Source organism: Pseudomonas sp. A6 (genome assembly GCF_052367875.1).
Classification (GTDB): domain Bacteria; phylum Pseudomonadota; class Gammaproteobacteria; order Pseudomonadales; family Pseudomonadaceae; genus Pseudomonas; species Pseudomonas citronellolis.
This window is the reverse complement of sequence record NZ_CP198970.1, coordinates 2,817,137-2,834,729: the sequence shown is the minus strand read 5'-3', so window position 1 is coordinate 2,834,729 and position 17,593 is coordinate 2,817,137. Positions and strand designations below refer to the sequence as shown.

The following is a 17,593-nucleotide window of genomic DNA, read 5'->3' as shown; positions in this document are numbered from 1 at the left end:
CCTGGCGCCGCGGGCGCAAGCGCCCGACAATGTCCCCCTCCGCCCCCATGGATGAGCAGGACCGCGTGAGCGAGACCGACGAGCGAGACACACCCCTGGACGACGATCCGGTCTGGCAGCAGGCCATGGACTGGCTGATGCGCCTGCGCGACGCGCCGGATTCGATGGAACTGCGCCGGGCCTGCCGCGCCTGGGCCGAGGCCGACCCGCGCCACGCCCAGGCGCTGCGCCAGGTCGGGCGGGCCTGGCAGCTCAGCGGCATGCCTGCCGGAAGCGCGCAGACGCCGAGGCCAGCGCCCGAGGCCGCGCCTGCGGCTCCACGGCCTCGACAGCGTAGGCGCTGGCCATTGGCGCTGGCCGCCTCGCTGCTGCTGGGCGTGCTCGCCTGGGCCCTGCAACCGGACGATCCCGACCGCTTCAGCGCCCGCGCCAACCGCGAACTGCGCCTGCCCGACGGCAGCCAGGTCTCCCTGGCCGCCGGCAGCCGCCTGGAACTGGCGTTCAGCGGCGACCGGCGGCAGGTCCGCCTGGTGCAGGGAGAGGCCTTCTTCGACGTCGCCCACGACGCCGCGCGGCCCTTCAGCGTCGAGGCCGGCGATGGCGAGGTGACGGTGACCGGCACCGCCTTCGACGTCCGCGCCGAGGGCAAAGCCTGGGAAGTGGCGGTGGCGCGCGGCTCGGTACGCGTCCAGCCGCCGCTGGACCTGCCGCCGCGCCAGCTGGGCCCCGGTGACCGGCTGCGGGTCGAACTTCCGGGTGGTCAGGCGCGCCAGGAGAAGGTTCCCGCCGAACAGATCGGCGCCTGGCGCCAAGGCCAGTTGCTGGCCAACGACACGCCCCTGCCCGACCTGCTGGCGCAACTGCGGCGCAATTACCCGGGGGTGCTGCTGGTGGACGAAAAGGCCTTCGCCGGCAAGCGCGTCACCGGTATCTACGACCTGCGCGACCCACGCCGCGCGCTGCAGGCCATGGTCCGGCCATTCGGTGGCGAAGTCGGTGGCTGGGGCCCGTTGTGGCTGTCGGTAAGTCCTGGGAGGTAAGAAATTTCATGCGGCGATTGAAAAAATCGCCGTAGGTTACGTCATTGAGCGCTGAACACGACTGAGAGTCGTTATCAACTGCAACTGGCGCCTCGCGCCTTTCGGAGACAGCGCTCCATGAATCTCAACGGGAAGTCCGTAGCCCGCGGCTGCGGCCGTTTCTACCTGCCCCTGCGCCAACTCGGCGGCATCGGCCTGCTCTGCCTCACCCCGCTCGCTCCCCTGCCCGCCTGGGCCGCTACCCCGCCCCAGGACGACGAGGCGCCGCTGGAGCACAAGCGGCACTTCGAGATTCCCGCCCAATCCCTGGCCTCCGCCCTGCTCGTCTTCGGCCAGCAGAGCGGCCTGCAGGTCAGCGCCGACAGCGAGTTGCTGGAGGGCCTGCGCAGCCCGGCCGTTGCCGGGCGGATGAGCGCCTGGGACGCCCTCGACCGGCTGCTGCAGGGCAGCGGCCTGCACTGGCGCTACGGCGAGCCCAACCTGGTCTCGCTGTTCCGCGTCGACCTGAGCAACGCCGTCTCCGCCGGCGACATGTGGGTGCGTGCCCCGCGGATCCGGAACTTCCAGGGCGAGATGGACTTCGACCGCGAGATCATCGAGCGCATGCCGGCCGGCAACGGCGACATCACCAGCCTGCTGAAGATGAACCCCAACGTGCAGTTCGACGACGCCCAGCTCAGCAGCAAGACGCCCGGGGAGATCGACCCGGCCAACGTCAGCATCAACGGCGCCAAGTACTGGCAGAACCTGTTCCTGGTCGACGGCGTGGGCATGAACAACGACCTCGACCCGGCAGCGGACGCCAGCAGCGCCGTCTCCATGACCGACGTGCCCGGGCGCAGCCAGGGCCTGGCCCTGGACACCGACCTGCTGGACGAGGTCAAGGTGCTCGACAGCAACGTCCCGGCCTCCTATGGCGGCTTCAATGGCGGGGTGATCGAGGCCAACACGCGGCAGCCGAGCCGCGAGCTGCACGGCAAGGTCTCGGCGCAGGTGAGCCGATCGGAGTGGACGCGCTACCACATCGACCAACGCGACCAGCAGAACTTCGAGGACTCCACCAGCTACGCCAACCAGCCGGAGTTCGACAAGCTGGTGCTGCGCAGCACCCTCGAAGGCCACGTGACCGACGACTTCGGGCTGCTGCTCAACTATTCCTCCAAGCGTTCCACCATTCCACTGAAGGGCTACAACGCGAACACCTACGATGCCCCGGCCGAGGGCATGGACAAGGACCAGACCCGGCGCATCGACAACTACTACCTCAAGGGCGTCTGGCAAGCCCGCGAGGACCTGAGCTTCGAGGGGGCGCTGACCTATGCCCCGCAGGACAACCGCTACTTCATCGTCAACGGCCGCGACTCCATGCTCGACATCAAGTCCGGCGGCTACCAGGCCAACCTGCGGGCGATCTGGGACGCTTCCCTGGCCAGCGTCACCCAGACCTTCGCCTGGTCGCGCATGGACAACTCCCGCGACAGCGAGAAGGACTACTTCAAGGGCTGGCGCTGGTCGCCGGAGAAGAACTGGGGCGCCCCCGGCGCCAGCAGCGCCACGGTGCTCAGCTCCGAGGGCAACTACGGCGACATCGAGCAGCGCCAGACCACCTGGAGCTACAAGCTCAACGCCGACTGGCATCCCTGGCAGGTGCTGGGCAGCCAGCACAAGGTGCAGACCGGCCTGGAGCTGACCCGGCAGAACGCCTACTACGACCGCCTGGAGGAATTCCGGTACGGCTCGCTGCTCAAGGCCACCAGCACCTGCAGCGAAAGCGACTGGTGCTCGCTGAGCCCGACGCCCTACTTCGCCGGCAAGGGCCAGGCCTTCACCCAGCTGAACGTCTACGAAGCCGGCAAGATCGAGTTCGACACCACTGCCTGGGCGCTCTACGCCCAGGACGAGATCGCCATCGGCCGCCTCACCCTGCGCCCCGGCCTGCGCCTGGATGGCGACGACTACATGGACAAGAAGACCCTGGCCCCGCGCTTCGCCGCCGAATACGACCTGTTCGGCGATGGCCGCACGCGCTTCACCGGCGGCGCCAACCGCTACTACGGACGCAACATGTTCGCCTATCGCCTGTACGACGGCCGCAGCGCCCTGCAGTACAAGCTGACGCGGGCCAGCGGCGGCGCCGACTGGGGCTCGCCGGTGCGCACCCTGAACAACACGCGCTTCAACCAGCTGGACATCCCCTACGACGACGAATGGACCCTGGGCATCAGCCAGATGCTCTGGAGCACCGAGTTCGCGCTGAAGTACGTGCACCGCGACGGCCGCGACCAGATCATCCGCACCCAGGGCCGCTACCTCGGGCAGCCGGCCAGCGACGACCTGAGCACCAGCTACTACACCTACACCAACGGCGGCAGCAGCGAGAGCGACATCCTCACCCTGACCGTCACCCCGCAGCGCCGCTTCGAGCTCGCCGGCACCAGCAGCCTGCTGCAGCTGGCCCTGGACTGGACCGACGTGACCAGTTCCAACGTCGACTACGCCACCGCCGTCAGCGAAACCGACCTCGCCGACCCGATCATCCAGTACGACGGCAAGTTCATGCGCTACTCCGAACGCCCGGCGGACAACTTCAACCGGCCCTGGACCGCGCGCCTGACCACCATCACCGAAATCCCCCGGGCCAACCTCACCTGGAGCAACTTCCTGCGCTACCGCGCCGGCTACCGGCAGATTCTCGATACCGGCAAGAAGGTGGACTACCAGGGCTCGCCGGTGGAAGTGTGGGAGGAAGAAGACCAGTCCGCCGCCCTCACCTGGGACCTGCGCCTGGCCTGGGAGCAGCCCACCGCCAAGGACCAGGCGCTGTTCGTCAACCTCGACGTGTTCAACGTGCTCGACAGGGTTTCCGTCAGCAGCGTGAACAGCAGCGGCGTCCCCACCTACGAAGTCGGCCGGCAGTTCTGGGTGGAGGTGGGTTATCGCTTCTAGGACGCTGCTGGCCGCCGGCTTGCTGCTGGCCGGGCTGGCCCGGGCCGACGACTGCGCCACGCACCTGGACGCGCAGCCGGTGGACTACGCCTGCCTGCGCCAGGTCTACAGCCAGCCTTCGGCGAACTGGCCGGCCCCGGACATCAGCCCGGGGCTGGCCTGGCGCGAGCTGGCGCCGCTGCCCGCCCCCCCGGCGCTGGACGAGCGCCAGGTCGAACTGGGCCGGCGGCTGTTCTTCGATCCGCTGCTGTCGCGCTCCGGGCAGATCGCCTGCGCCTCCTGCCACGAACCGGACCTGGCCTTCGCCGACGGCCGCCGCGTGTCCTTCGGCCACGACCGCCAGGCCGGAACCCGCAACGCCCCCAGCGTAGCCATGGCCAGCCACTTCACCAACCTGTTCTGGGACGGCCGCGCCGGCAGCCTGGAACAGCAGGCGCTGATGCCCATCGTCGATCCCACCGAGATGGCCTTCGCCCTCGACCCGCTGCTCCAGCGCCTGCGCACGCACCGCGACTATCCACGGGTCTTCGCCGAGGCCTTCGGCCACACACCGATCGACGCGGCTCAACTGGGCCGGGCACTGGCCACCTACCAGCGCAGCCTCGCGCCCCGGCGCAACGCCCTCGACCGCTTCCTGCTGGGCGACGGCAAGGCCCTGAGCGATACCCAGCTGCATGGCCTGCACCTGTTCCGCGGCAAGGCCCGCTGCCTGAACTGCCACCAGGGCGAAGCCTTGAGCGACGACAGCTTCCACAACCTCGGCCTGACCTACTACGGCCGCCGCTACGAGGACCTAGGCCGCTACAGGGTGACCGGCCGCGCCGAGGACGTCGGCGCCTTCCGCACGCCCTCGCTGCGCCAGGTCGCGCGCACCGGGCCCTGGATGCACAACGGCCTGTTCGGCGACCTGCGCGGCATCCTCAACATGTACAACGCCGGGATGTTCCACCCGCTGCCGACGGCGCAGCAGAAGAACGACCCGCTGTTCCCGAAGACTTCGCCGCTGCTCGAACCGTTGCGGCTGAATGCGCAGGAGTTGCAGGCCTTACTGGAGTTTCTCCAGGCACTGTAGGAAACAAGGCTTAGGCGTCATGCGGGATGTCAGCCCAATCCTCCACGCGGGCACCCAGTGTGGTGATCGAACAAACCAAGTGGCGCTGCGATACGGAAGTGGCGTTAAGCATGCGGAAATGATCCGGCAGCATAATCCCCTGCATTCGGAACCGGCCAGAAACGCAAAAGCCCCGCAGTGCGGGGCTTTCAGCTTGGGCAAGATGGCGGAAGCGCAGAGATTCGAACTCTGGGGGCTGTTACACCCGGCGGTTTTCAAGACCGCTGCCTTAAACCACTCGGCCACACTTCCTTTCGGGGGCGCATAGTACCGGATCGCAACACACTGTCAAACTCTGATCCTACGTCTGACAGGCGGCTTTGATATCATCACTGCAACTATGGTCACGGAATCCCATTCCGCTTACAGGAGTGTCTAGCCATGCAAGAACGGCAATATCTCAACCCCGCCGCGGCGGAACAACGGGAAGTCAGCGGAGTCCTGCGCAACACCTACGGCCTGCTGGCCATGACCCTGGCCTTCAGCGGCCTGGTCGCCTATGTCTCGCAACAGCTGCACCTGCCCCACCCGGGCCTGCTGCTGACCCTGGTCGGCTTCTACGGCCTGTTCTTCGCCACCCTCAAGCTGCGCGACAGCGGCTGGGGCCTGGTCACCACCTTCGCCCTCACCGGCTTCATGGGCTACACCCTCGGCCCGATCCTGAACCTGTACCTGGGCATGGCCAACGGCGCCAGCATCATTTCCTCGGCGTTCTTCATGACCGCCCTGGTGTTCTTCGGCCTGTCCGCCTACGTGCTGACCACCCGCAAGGACATGAGCTTCCTGTCCGGCTTCATCACCGCCGGCTTCTTCGTCCTGCTGGGCGCCATGCTGGTCTCGCTGTTCTTCCAGATCAGCGGCCTGCAACTGGCGATCAGCGCCGGCTTCGTGCTGTTCTCCTCGGCGGCCATCCTGTTCCAGACCAGCGCCATCATCCACGGTGGCGAGCGTAACTACATCATGGCCACCATCAGCCTGTACGTGTCGATCTACAACATGTTCCTCAGCCTGCTGCAGATCTTCGGCATCATGGGCAGCGACGACTGACGCTTCCCGGCAACACCGGAAAAGCCCGCCTTGGCGGGCTTTTTCCTTTTCCGGCGCAGCAAAATCCCCGCGCTGGCCTTATCATCGCGCTGTAATCCGCCGACCGGCCCATGCCATGAAATTCGCCATCGCCCTCTTCGCCCCGCCCCACTCGCCCGCCGCCCGACGCGCCCTGCGCTTCGCCGAGGCGGTGCTCGCCGGCGGCCACGAGATCGTCCGCCTGTTCTTCTACCAGGACGGCGTGCACAGCGCTTCGAGCAACCCGGTGAGCGGCCAGGACGAACTGGATGTGGCAGCGGCCTGGACGCGCTTCGTCGGCGAGCACCACCTCGATGCCGTGGTGTGCATCGCCGCCGCCCTGCGCCGTGGTGTGCTCAACGCCGAGGAAGCCGCCCGCTACCAGCGCCCGGCAGCCAACCTGCAGGCGCCCTGGGAGCTGTCCGGCCTCGGCCAGCTGCATGAAGCGACGCAGATGGCGGACCGCCTGGTCTGCTTCGGAGGCAACTGATGGCCAAGTCCCTGCTGATCGTCAGCCGCCAGGCCCCGTGGAGCGGCCCCGGCGCCCGCGAGGCGCTGGACATCGCCCTGGCCGGCGGCGCCTTCGACCTGCCCATCGCCTTCCTTTTCCTCGATGACGGGGTGTTCCAGTTGGCTCCGGGCCAGCAACCCGCCAGCCTCGAACAGAAGGATCTGCAGGCCAACCTGCAAGCCCTGCCGCTGTTCGGCGTCGAAAGGCTCTACGCCGCCGAGCGCAGCCTCACCGAGCGTGGCCTGGCCGGCGCCAGTCTGAGCCTGCCGGTGGAGGTGTTGGACGACCTCGCATTGCGCCAGTTGACCCAGCAATACGACCAGGTGATCACCCTCTGATGAGCACGCTGCATCTGCTTTCCCATTCCCCGTTCGGCGACGGCCGCTTCGACAGCTGCCTGCAACTGCTGTCCCACGACGACGGCCTGCTGCTCAGCGGCGATGCCGTCTACGCCCTCGCCGCCAGCAGCGCCCCACGCCAACGCCTGGAGTGTCTGCCCAACGCCTGCTTCGCCCTCGCCGAGGACCTGCAGGCGCGCGGCCTGCAGGAGCACCTGCCGGCCAACCTGAAGGCCGTGGACTACCCCGCCTTCGTCGACCTCTGCACCCGCTACGACAAGGTCAACGCCTGGCTATGACTACCCTCACGGTGGAAGGGCGCGCCATCGCCCTGGACAAGGACGGCTACCTGCAATACCTGGACGACTGGTCGGTAGCCGCCGCCGAAGCCCTGGCCCGCCAGGAAGGCCTGCACCTCACGCCGGAACACTGGGAAATCCTCCACCTGTTGCGCGAGTTCTACGGGCAGTTCCAGCTGTCGCCGGCCAACCGCCCGCTGATCAAGTACGTGGCCCAGCGCCTGGGCGCGGAAAAGGGCAGCAGCCTGCACCTCAACCTCCTGTTCAAGGGCACCCCGGCCAAGCTTGCCGCCAAGCTCGCCGGCCTGCCGAAGCCGACCAATTGCCTATGACCGCCACGCCTCTCGTCCTGCAGACACCCGCCGAGCATCCTTTCGCGCAGTTCGTGCGCATCCTCGGCAAGGGCAAGCGCGGCGCGCGCAGCCTGACCCGCGAGGAAGCCCGCGAGGCCCTGGGCATGATCCTCGACGGCCAGGTCGAGGAAGCGCAGTTGGGCGCCTTCCTCATGCTGCTGCGGCACAAGGAGGAAAGCGCCGATGAGCTGGCCGGCTTCACCGAGGCCGTGCGCGCGCGCCTGGCCGCGCCGCGGATCGCCGTCGACCTCGACTGGCCCAGCTATGCCGGCAAGAAGCGCCACCTGCCCTGGTACCTGCTCGCCGCCAAGTGCCTGGCCGGCAGCGGCACGCGCATCCTCCTGCACGGCGGCGGCGCGCACACCGCCGGGCGCCTGTACACCGAGCAGTTGCTGCAGACGCTGGACATCCCGCTGTGCCGCGACTGGAACGCCGTGGGCGAAGCGCTCGACCGGGGCGGCATGGCCTTCGCCCCGCTGGTGGACTGGATGCCGGAGCTGCAGCGGATGATCGACCTGCGCAACACCCTTGGCCTGCGCTCGCCCATTCATTCCCTGGTGCGCCTGCTCAACCCGCTGGGCGCGCACTGCATCCTGCAGAGCATCTTCCACCCCGGCTACCAGGAAACCCACCGCGAAGGCAGCCGCCTGCTCGGCGACCGCGCCATCGTGATCAAGGGCGAAGGCGGCGAGATCGAGATCAACCCGGACAGCCCGGCGCATCTCTACGGCACCGAAGCGGGCCAGAGCTGGGACGAGGAATGGCCGGCCCTCTCGGCGCTGCGCCACGTCAAGCCGGAGCGCCTGGAGCCGCAGGTGCTGGTCGAATTCTGGCGTGGCGAGCGGGAGGACGCCTACGGCGAACTGGCGGTGGTCGCCACCATCGCCCTGGGCCTGCGCGGGTTGGGCCGCGACCGCGAGGCGGCCTTCGCCGAGGCCCGGCAACGCTGGGCCGCCCGGGACAGATCGATCGGGTAGATAGCTTCTACCCTGTTTTTGCAGCGATCCATCGATAGCAAGGGCGTAGACTGGTTCCCATTCCCTTTCCTGAGGAGCCAGTCATGGGACAGCTCATCGATGGCCGCTGGCAAGACCAGTGGTACGACACCAGCAAGGATGGCCGCTTCCAGCGCGAGAACGCGCAACGCCGCAACTGGGTCACCGCCGACGGCCAGCCCGGCCCCAGCGGCGAAGGCGGCTTCCGCGCCGAGGCCGGGCGCTACCACCTGTACGTCTCCCTCGCCTGCCCCTGGGCACACCGCACGCTGATCTACCGCCAGCTCAAGGGCCTGGCCGGGCTGATCGACGTTTCGGTGGTCAGTTGGCTGATGCGGGAGAACGGCTGGACCTTCGACCGCAGCCTGGGCTCCACCGGCGACGCCCTGGACGGCCTGGAGTTCCTGCACCAGCGCTACACCCGCGACGATCCGCACTACACCGGCCGCGTCACCGTGCCGGTGCTGTGGGACAAGCAGCGCAAGCGCATCGTCAGCAACGAGTCGGCGGAAATCATCCGCATGTTCAACTCGGCCTTCGACGGCCTGACCGGCAACGATCTGGACCTCTATCCCACAGCCTTGCAGGGCGAGATCGACGCGCTGAACGAGCGCATCTACCCGGCGGTGAACAATGGCGTATACCGCGCCGGCTTCGCTACCAGCCAGGAAGCCTATGAGGAAGCGTTCGTCACTCTGTTCGAGGAACTGGACTGCCTGGAGAAGCGCCTGGGCGAACGGCGCTACCTGACCGGCGAACACCTGACCGAGGCCGACATCCGCCTGTTCACCACGCTGATCCGCTTCGATGCCGTGTACCACGGGCACTTCAAGTGCAACCTGCGGCGCCTGGCCGACTACCCGAACCTGTCCGGCTGGCTGCGCGAGCTGTACCAGTTGCCGGGGGTGGCCGGCACGGTGAACTTCCAGCACATCAAGAACCACTATTACGGCAGCCACCGCACCATCAACCCGACCGGCATAGTGCCGCTGGGGCCGCAGCAGGATTTCAGCGGGCCGCACGGGCGCGAACATCTGCCGGGCAAGGGGATTGCGCGCAAGGGCTGAGACCCGGGCTATTCGTAGGATCGAGGGGGACGCCTAGTCCTTGCTCGCGAAGGGGTTTGCCGGGGGAGTAGGTGCTGGGTTTAGAGCACCCTCTCCCCAACCCTCTCCCTGAAGGGAGAGGGGGCTGTCCTGAGTGGACAGTGAGTTCGGAGTAATCCTGAAAGTCCTATCTATCCCCGCCCTTCCCGCGAGCACGAAAACGTAGGGCGTATAACCGTTCGCGGTTATACGCCGTCGGCCCGAGCACTGAAGCCAAGGACAGCAGCGCATTCGCCCCCGTAGGAGCGGGCCCTTGCCCGCGATTCGCGGGTGAACAAAGCGGGGCTCAGAGCGGCTTGTCGATGCCGTCGTAGATCTTCTGCAGGGCGTCCAGGCGTTCCTGGTAGCGCTGCTTCAGGCAGGCCTTGTCGCGGCCGCAGGCGCGGCGCTGGTCCAGCCAGGCGAGTTGGGCATCGCCCATGTTGCCGCGCATGCCCATGGCGAACAGGCCGCTGAGCAGGCGGTAGGTGGTGGCCATCTGCACGTCCAGTTCGGACAGCTGGCGGTCGGCGCAGATGGCTTTTTCGTCGGCGTGGCGGGCCTTCTTGCAGTCGAAGCTGGCGGCGCCGGCCGGCAAGGCGGCGGCAGCCAGGGCGCAAGCCGCACCCCAGGCCATCGCCGCATGCCAGACCTTCATGGCTGGCCTTCGAACCAGGCTAGCTTGTCGCGCAGGGTGACCACTTCGCCGACGATGACCAACGTCGGCGCGTGCACTTCGTGCTCGGCGACCAGTTGCGGCAGGTTGGCCAGGGTGCCGGTGAACACGCGCTGATGTTCGGTGGTGCCCTGCTGGATCAGCGCTGCGGGGGTGTCGGCGGAGCGGCCGTGGCGCACCAGTTCCTCGCAGATTACCGGCAGGCCCACCAGGCCCATGTAGAACACCAGGGTCTGGCCCGGCGCCACCAGGTCGTTCCACGGCAGGTCGGTGCTGCCGTCCTTCAGGTGGCCGGTGACGAAGCGCACCGACTGCGCATAGTCACGGTGGGTCAGCGGAATGCCGGCGTAGGCCGCGCAGCCGCTGGCCGCGGTGATGCCCGGCACCACCTGGAAGGGAATGCCGTTGGCCGCCAGTTCGTCGATTTCCTCGCCGCCACGGCCGAAGATGAACGGATCGCCGCCCTTCAGGCGCAGCACGCGCTTGCCCTGTTTGGCCAGCTCGACCAGCTTGCGGTTGATCTCGTCCTGCGGCACGGCGTGGTCGGCGCGACGCTTGCCGACGTACAGGCGGTCGGCGTCGCGGCGGCACAGTTCGAGGATGGCCGGGGCCACCAGGCGGTCGTAGAGCACCACGTCGGCCTGCTGCATCAGGCGCAGGGCGCGGAAGGTCAGCAGGTCCGGGTCGCCCGGGCCGGCGCCGACCAGGTAGACCTCGCCGCGGGCCTCGGCCTGGCCGTTTTCCAGCTTGTCGGCCAACAGGCGCTCGGCTTCCGCCGGCTGCCCGGCGAGCATGCGTTCGGCCACCGGGCCCTGGAACACTTCCTCCCAGAACTGGCGGCGCTGCTGCAGGTCCGGCAGGCGCTGCTTGACCGCTTCGCGGAAGCGGCTGGCCAGCCCGGCCAGTTGGCCGTAGGTGGCGGGAATCCAGGTTTCCAGCTTGGCCCGCAGCAGGCGCGCCAGCACCGGCGCGTCACCGCCGCTGGAGACAGCCAGCAGCAGGGGCGAACGGTCGACGATGGCGGGAAAGATCACACTGCACAGCGCCGGCGCATCCACTACGTTGACCGGCACACCGCGGGCGTGGGCATCGCGGGACACCTGGGCGTTCAGCGGCTCGTCGTCGGTGGCGGCGATGACCAGCACGCAGTCGCCGAGGTCAGCCTCGGCGTAGCGGCGTTCCAGCAATTCGCCACCGCCCTGCTCCACCAGCTCGCGCAACTCGCTGTGGACCTGCGGCGCGACCACGCGCAGCACGGCGCCGGCACTGTCGAGCAGGCGCGCCTTGCGCAGGGCGACTTCACCGCCGCCGACCAGAAGTGCGCGACGCCCGCGCAGGACGTGGAACAGCGGCAGCGCATCCATCTCAGCCGATCACCTCGATGCCGCCCATGTAGGGCTTGAGCACCTCGGGTACGCGGATGCTGCCGTCGGCCTGCTGGTAGTTCTCCAGCACGGCGACCAGGGTGCGGCCCACCGCCAGGCCGGAGCCGTTGAGGGTGTGCAGCAGTTCCGGCTTGCCGGTCTCCGGGTTGCGGAAGCGCGCCTGCATGCGGCGGGCCTGGAAGTCGCCGCAGTTGGAGCAGGAGGAAATCTCGCGGTACTTGTCCTGGCTCGGCACCCAGACTTCCAGGTCGTAGGTCTTGGCCGCGCTGAAGCCCATGTCGCCGGTGCACAGGGCCAGCACGCGGTACGGCAGCTCCAGGGCCTGCAGCACCTTCTCGGCGTTGCCGACCAGGCTTTCCAGGGCTTCCCAGGACTTCGTCGGCTCGACGATCTGCACCATCTCGACCTTGTCGAACTGGTGCTGGCGGATCATCCCGCGGGTGTCGCGGCCCGAGGCGCCGGCTTCGCTGCGGAAGCATGGGGTGTGGGCGACGAACTTCAGCGGCAGCTCCTTGGCGTCGAGGATCTGCCCGGCGACGATGTTGGTCAGCGAGACTTCGGCGGTGGGGATCAGGTACAGGTCGGCTTCGCCGTCGCGGCCGATCTTGAACAGGTCCTCCTCGAACTTCGGCAGCTGGCCGGTGCCCTGCAGCGCCGGCGCCTGCACCAGGTACGGGGTGTAGGCTTCCTCGTAGCCGTGCTCGCGGGTGTGCAGGTCGATCATGAACTGCGCCAGGGCGCGGTGCAGTCGGGCGATCGGGCCGCGCATCAGGGCGAAGCGGGCGCCGGACAGCCGCGCGGCGGTCTCGAAGTCCAGCCAGCCGTGCTGCTCGCCGAGGGCGACGTGGTCCTGGATGGGGAAGTCGAAGCTGCGCGGGGTGCCCCAGCGGCGCACTTCCAGGTTGTCTTCCTCGTCCGCGCCAACCGGCACCGACTCATGGGGCAGGTTGGGAATGGTCAGCAGCAGGGCGTCCAGCTCGGCCTGGATGCTATCCAACTCGCGCTTGCCGGCTTCCAGCTCGTCGGCCATGCGGTTGACTTCGGCCTTGAGCGGCTCGACGTCCTCGCCACGCTTCATGGCCTGGCCGATCGCCTTGGAGCGCGCGTTGCGCTCGGCCTGCAAGGTTTCGGTGCGGGTCTGCACGGCCTTGCGCTGGTTCTCCAGCGCTTCGATGTGCGCCACGTCCAGGGTGAAGCCACGGGCGGCGAGGCGGTCGGCCACTTCCTGCGGCTGGGTGCGTACCAGTTTGGAATCGAGCATGGTCTGTTCTCGTGTCTAGTGTCGGCGGCGTGCGGGCGCCGCTCAGGATTTTCTGCGTTTTCTCGGGCTGGCCCGGTCCAGGGCCGCCAGGTGCTTGAGCTTCTCGCCGATCTTCAGTTCCAGGCCGCGGGGCACGGGCTGGTAATACTGGCGCGGTTCGAGCTGTTCGGGGAAGTAGTCTTCCCCGGCGGCATAGGCGTCGGGCTCGTCATGGGCATAACGATACTCCTCGCCGTAGCCGAGATTCTTCATCAGTTTGGTCGGTGCGTTGCGCAGGTGCAGCGGCACTTCCAGCGAGCCGTTCTCGGCCACGTCGCGGCGCGCCGTGTTGTAGGCGTTGTAGACGGCGTTGCTCTTCGGCGCGCAGGCCAGGTAGACGATGGCCTGGGCGATGGCCAGCTCGCCTTCGGGGCTGCCCAGGCGCTCCTGCACGTCCCAGGCGTGCAGGCACAGGGTCAGCGCGCGCGGGTCGGCGTTGCCGATGTCCTCGCTGGCCATGCGCACCACGCGGCGGGCGATGTAGAGCGGGTCGCAGCCGCCGTCGAGCATGCGTGCGTACCAGTAGAGCGCGCCATCGGGACTGGAGCCGCGCACCGACTTGTGCAGCGCGCTGATCTGGTCGTAGAAGGCCTCGCCGCCCTTGTCGAAGCGCCGGCGGCTGTCGCCCAGCAGGTTCTGCAGCAGTTCGGCGCTGATCTCGCCGCCGTCCTCGGCCAGGTCGGAGGCGTTCTCCAGCAGGTTGAGCAGGCGCCGGCCGTCACCGTCGGCGGCGGCCATGAGGATGGCGAAGCTCTCCTCCGGCAGGCTCAGGTGGCGCTTGCCCAGGCCCTTGTCCTCGCTCAGGGCGCGCTGCACCAGCTTGCGCAGGGCGGCTTCGTCCAGGCTTTTCAGCACGTAGACGCGGGCCCGCGAGAGCAGCGCGTTGTTCAGCTCGAACGAGGGGTTCTCGGTGGTAGCACCGATGAAGATCAGGGTGCCGTCTTCGACGTAGGGCAGGAAGGCGTCCTGCTGGCTCTTGTTGAAGCGGTGCACCTCGTCGACGAAGAGGATGGTGCGGCGACCGTACTGCGCGGCCTGCTGCTTGGCCATCTCCACCGACTGGCGGATTTCCTTCACCCCCGAGAGCACCGCGGAGATGGTCTCGAAGTGGGCGTCGGAGACCTGCGCCAGCAGCTTGGCCAGGGTGGTCTTGCCCACGCCCGGCGGGCCCCAGAAGATCATCGAGTGCAGCGCGCCCTGCTCCAGCGCCTCGCGCAGCGGCTTGCCGCGGGCGAGCAGGTGCTCCTGGCCGACGTATTCGTCCAGGCTGGCGGCGCGCAGGCGCGCGGCCAGGGGCTGGGCTACGGGTTCGGAACGGAACAGGTCCACGCTGCTACCTCATGGGCGCCGCGCCAGGCGGCGGCCCTTCACTCCTGAATGACGTCGACGCCCTTGGGCGCCTCGAACACGAACTGCTTGGCGTCCACCGGCTGGTTCATCTTCACGTCGAAGAACAGGATGTTGGTGCGCTGGCCGACACTGTCGATCAGTTGCATGTCGTTGACCACCCCGTTGCGGAAGGAAATCCGCAGGTTGTCGAACAGGGTGTCCTTGTCCTTCGGCTTGAGGATGAAGTCGACCACGTTGCCGCCGTCCTTGCTGGTGATGTCGAAGCTCTCGTGGATCTTCGAGATGTCGCCGGAAAGCAGCAGTGCCGGGGTCTGGGTCAGGCGCTGGTCGAGCTTCTGGATGGTCACCTGCTGCAGGTCCGGGTCGTACAGCCAGATCTTCTCGCCGTTGGAGATCAGCAGTTGCTCCTGGGGCGCGTCGGTGTGCCAGCGGAACAGGCCCGGGCGCTTGAGCGCCAGGTTGCCGGCGGTTTCCTGCAGGCGGGTGCCGCTGCCGTCCAGGGTCAGCTGGGAGAAGCGCGCGCTCAGGGTCTGGGCCTTGCTCAGCATGGCGCTCAGGCGCTGGGTGGCGGCGTCGTCGGCGTGGGCCTGGACGCCGGCGACGGCCAGCGCTGCAAGCACGAGCATGCGGATCAGTCGCATGGAAATCCTCGATCAGTCGCGGATGGGAGCCGGCGCGACCACTTCGCGCGAGCCGTTGGAATTCATCGGGGTGACCACACCGGCCATTTCCATCGCCTCGATCATGCGCGCGGCACGGTTGTAGCCGATCTTCAGCTTGCGCTGCACCGCGGAGATGGAGGCGCGGCGGCTCTCGGTGACGAAGCGCACGGCCTCGTCGTACAGCGGGTCGTCCTCGCTGCCCTCGCCGCCTTCGCCACCACCGCCGCCGCCACCGTCGAAGCCGCCACCACCGCCTTCATCGGCGCCGGCGAGGATGTCTTCGATGTAGTCGGGCGCGCCGCGCAGCTTCCAGGCCTCGACCACGCGGTGCACTTCCTCGTCGGAGACGAAGGCGCCATGCACGCGGATCGGCAGGCCGGTGCCCGGCGGCAGGTAGAGCATGTCGCCGTGGCCGAGCAGCTGTTCGGCGCCGCCCTGGTCGAGGATGGTCCGCGAGTCGATCTTGCTCGACACCTGGAAGGCGATACGCGTCGGGATGTTGGCCTTGATCAGGCCGGTGATCACGTCCACCGACGGGCGCTGGGTGGCGAGGATCAGGTGGATGCCCGCGGCCCGCGCCTTCTGCGCGATACGGGCGATCAGCTCTTCGACCTTCTTGCCGACGATCATCATCATGTCGGCGAATTCGTCGACCACCACGACGATGGTCGGCAGCGTCTGCAGCAGCGGCGCCTCGTCTTCCATGCTCTCGCGGCGGTACAGCGGGTCGGTCAGCGGCGTGCCGGCTTCCTCGGCGTCCTTCACCTTGCGGTTGAAGCCGGCCAGGTTGCGCACGCCCATGGCGGCCATCAGCTTGTAGCGCCGCTCCATCTCGGCGACGCTCCAGCGCAGGGCGTTGGCCGCCTCCTTCATGTCGGTGACCACCGGGCAGAGCAGGTGCGGGATGCCCTCGTAGATCGACAGTTCGAGCATCTTCGGGTCGATCATGATCAGCCGCGCGTCCGCCGGCGTGGACTTGAACAGGATCGACAGGAGCATGGCGTTCACCCCCACCGACTTACCCGAGCCGGTGGTACCGGCCACCAGCAGGTGCGGCATGCGCGCCAGGTCGGTGATGACCGGGTTGCCGCCGATGTCATGGCCCAGGGCCAGCGGCACGGTGGACTTGTGCTCGTCGTATTCCGGGGTCATCAGCACTTCGGAGAAGCGCACCATCTGCCGGTCTTCGTTGGGGATCTCGATGCCCACGGTGGTCTTGCCGGGGATCACCTCGACCACCCGCACGCTGATCACCGCCAGCGAGCGCGCCAGGTCCTTGGCCAGGTTGGAGATGCGGCTGACCTTGACGCCGGCCGCCGGCTGGATCTCGAAGCGGGTGATCACCGGGCCCGGATGGACCGACTCGACCACCACCTCGACGCCGAACTCCTTGAGCTTGATCTCCAGCAGGCGCGACATGGCCTCCAGGGATTCAGGGGAATAGCTGCGCTTCTTCTCGCCGGCCGGGTCGAGGATCGACAGCGGCGGCAAAGTGCCTTCGACGGCGGTATCGACGAACAGCGGCGCCTGTTTTTCCTTGAGCACGCGCTTGCTGGGCTCGACCGGCTTGGGCGGCGGCGGCGCGTCGATCTTCGGCGCCGGGCGCTTCTCGCGCTCCTGCACGCTCTTGACCAGGGCTTCCTCGCGCTCGATCAGGCGTTCCTTGACCTTGGCCTGCTCGCGGCGGTCGGGCACCACCGGCGCGGCCACCTCGGCGACGCGCTCGTCCACCTCGCGCAGTTGCGCGACCAGTTGCTTGCGCTCGCTGCGCGCGCTCAACCAGCGGTTGAAGGCGTTCTGGATCAATTCGAAGAGGTCGAGGGTGATCTTCCCGGTGACGTCCATCACCTGGAACCAGGACAGGTCGGCGAACACCGTCAGGCCGAACAGGAACAGGGCGATGAACAGCAGGGTGCTGCCCTGCACGTTGAGGGCGTTGAGCGCCAGCTGGCCGAGGCTCTCGCCCACGGCGCCGCCGGCGGAGGCCGGCAGGTGGCCGCCGCCGATGTGGAAATGGATGTAGGCCAGCGCCGAACCGGAGAGGATCAGGAACACCAGGCCGATCAGCCGCCAGGAGAACAGCCAGCCGCTGAACTCCCAGGCCATGTGGCGCTTGCGGAAGATCTGCCAGGTCTTGACCCCCAGCAGCAGCGGGAACAGGTAGGCGAAGTACCCCAGCGCGACGAAGAGGATGTCGGCGCTCAGGGCCCCCAGGCGACCAGCGGCATTCTGCACCTGCTCGACGTGGCTGGAATGGCTCCAGCCCGGATCGGACGAATCGTAGGTGAGCAGCGCCATCCACAGGTAAAGGCAGAGCGCGCCGAGCGCGATCAGGGCCCCTTCCTTCAGGCGAATGTGCAATTGCTGACGCCAGGCTGCGGCGTGGCTAGCGGTGGTCGAGTCCTTCAAAACGCGTCTATTCCTGCGCACTGGGCGCGTCCGAGAGTCATCTGGCGACAAAACGGGCCTATTGTACG

The 17,593-nt window shown here is 67.8% G+C and carries 16 protein-coding genes and 1 tRNA gene; 10 read left to right on the top strand and 7 right to left on the bottom strand.

Annotation, left to right across the window (positions count from 1 at the left end; genetic code table 11):
• Positions 1-29 precede the first annotated feature (29 nt).
• From ACTWJ5_RS12870 to ACTWJ5_RS12860, 3 genes are all read left to right on the top strand, one after another.
• Positions 30-1,040 carry a FecR family protein gene (locus ACTWJ5_RS12870; RefSeq protein WP_444438893.1) on the top strand — a complete coding sequence of 337 codons (1,011 nt, stop codon included), beginning with the start codon at positions 30-32 and terminating at the stop codon, positions 1,038-1,040.
• A gap of 117 nt (positions 1,041-1,157) precedes the next feature.
• On the top strand, positions 1,158-3,986 hold the full coding sequence (locus ACTWJ5_RS12865) for a secretin and TonB N-terminal domain-containing protein (protein WP_444438891.1): 2,829 nt from the start codon (positions 1,158-1,160) through the stop codon (positions 3,984-3,986).
• Positions 3,987-4,005: 19 nt separating this feature from the next.
• Entirely contained in the window at positions 4,006-5,058 is a 1,053-nt protein-coding gene (locus ACTWJ5_RS12860) for a cytochrome-c peroxidase (RefSeq protein ID WP_256514918.1), read from the top strand.
• A gap of 203 nt (positions 5,059-5,261) precedes the next feature.
• Here ACTWJ5_RS12860 and ACTWJ5_RS12855 read toward each other — a convergent pair.
• Positions 5,262-5,349, bottom strand: a tRNA-Ser gene (locus ACTWJ5_RS12855).
• A gap of 129 nt (positions 5,350-5,478) precedes the next feature.
• Between ACTWJ5_RS12855 and ACTWJ5_RS12850 the strand changes: the two genes are divergently transcribed.
• The 7 genes from ACTWJ5_RS12850 to ACTWJ5_RS12820 all read left to right on the top strand — a co-directional run bounded on the left by ACTWJ5_RS12850 (position 5,479) and on the right by ACTWJ5_RS12820 (position 9,725).
• The gene (locus ACTWJ5_RS12850) at positions 5,479-6,144 is read left to right on the top strand and encodes a Bax inhibitor-1/YccA family protein (RefSeq protein WP_009623200.1); all 666 of its coding nucleotides are present in this window, start codon (positions 5,479-5,481) and stop codon (positions 6,142-6,144) included.
• A 115-nt stretch (positions 6,145-6,259) separates the two neighbouring features.
• On the top strand, positions 6,260-6,652 hold the full coding sequence (tusD, locus tag ACTWJ5_RS12845) for a sulfurtransferase complex subunit TusD (protein ID WP_253390198.1): 393 nt from the start codon (positions 6,260-6,262) through the stop codon (positions 6,650-6,652).
• Complete coding sequence (gene tusC, locus ACTWJ5_RS12840) at positions 6,652-7,011, top strand: sulfurtransferase complex subunit TusC (protein ID WP_249919634.1); 360 nt, start codon at positions 6,652-6,654, stop codon at positions 7,009-7,011. Before tusD ends, tusC begins: the two co-directional genes overlap by 1 nt.
• Entirely contained in the window at positions 7,011-7,310 is a 300-nt protein-coding gene (gene tusB / locus ACTWJ5_RS12835) for a sulfurtransferase complex subunit TusB (RefSeq protein WP_253410733.1), read from the top strand. The genes tusC and tusB overlap by 1 nt, the downstream gene beginning before the upstream one ends.
• Positions 7,307-7,642 (top strand): TusE/DsrC/DsvC family sulfur relay protein, encoded by a 336-nt coding sequence (locus ACTWJ5_RS12830; protein ID WP_116424003.1) that lies wholly within the window; start codon positions 7,307-7,309, stop codon positions 7,640-7,642. Before tusB ends, ACTWJ5_RS12830 begins: the two co-directional genes overlap by 4 nt.
• A complete protein-coding gene (locus tag ACTWJ5_RS12825; protein ID WP_249919632.1) occupies positions 7,639-8,640 on the top strand; it encodes a glycosyl transferase family protein in 1,002 nt (333 codons plus the stop codon). Before ACTWJ5_RS12830 ends, ACTWJ5_RS12825 begins: the two co-directional genes overlap by 4 nt.
• Before the next feature lie 83 nt (positions 8,641-8,723).
• On the top strand, positions 8,724-9,725 hold the full coding sequence (locus tag ACTWJ5_RS12820) for a glutathione S-transferase family protein (protein ID WP_444438887.1): 1,002 nt from the start codon (positions 8,724-8,726) through the stop codon (positions 9,723-9,725).
• 325 nt (positions 9,726-10,050) lie between these two features.
• On the opposite strand, the gene ACTWJ5_RS12815 is transcribed toward ACTWJ5_RS12820, so the two are convergent.
• From ACTWJ5_RS12815 to ftsK, 6 genes are read right to left on the bottom strand one after another with little or no spacing between them, the layout of a single operon-like run.
• Positions 10,051-10,380, bottom strand: coding sequence for a lysozyme inhibitor LprI family protein (locus tag ACTWJ5_RS12815; protein ID WP_043318304.1), 330 nt, complete (start codon positions 10,378-10,380; stop codon positions 10,051-10,053).
• Between the two features lie 17 nt (positions 10,381-10,397).
• Positions 10,398-11,783 carry a siroheme synthase CysG gene (gene cysG, locus ACTWJ5_RS12810; RefSeq protein WP_074980654.1) on the bottom strand — a complete coding sequence of 462 codons (1,386 nt, stop codon included), beginning with the start codon at positions 11,781-11,783 and terminating at the stop codon, positions 10,398-10,400.
• Position 11,784: 1 nt separating this feature from the next.
• A complete protein-coding gene (gene serS, locus ACTWJ5_RS12805; protein WP_444438885.1) occupies positions 11,785-13,065 on the bottom strand; it encodes a serine--tRNA ligase in 1,281 nt (426 codons plus the stop codon).
• A gap of 42 nt (positions 13,066-13,107) precedes the next feature.
• Positions 13,108-14,433 carry a replication-associated recombination protein A gene (locus ACTWJ5_RS12800; protein WP_074980656.1) on the bottom strand — a complete coding sequence of 442 codons (1,326 nt, stop codon included), beginning with the start codon at positions 14,431-14,433 and terminating at the stop codon, positions 13,108-13,110.
• A gap of 38 nt (positions 14,434-14,471) precedes the next feature.
• On the bottom strand, positions 14,472-15,095 hold the full coding sequence (lolA, locus tag ACTWJ5_RS12795; RefSeq protein ID WP_009623215.1) for an outer membrane lipoprotein chaperone LolA: 624 nt from the start codon (positions 15,093-15,095) through the stop codon (positions 14,472-14,474).
• Between the two features lie 12 nt (positions 15,096-15,107).
• Positions 15,108-17,546 carry a DNA translocase FtsK gene (gene ftsK / locus ACTWJ5_RS12790; RefSeq protein ID WP_256514914.1) on the bottom strand — a complete coding sequence of 813 codons (2,439 nt, stop codon included), beginning with the start codon at positions 17,544-17,546 and terminating at the stop codon, positions 15,108-15,110.
• Positions 17,547-17,593: the final 47 nt, after the last annotated feature.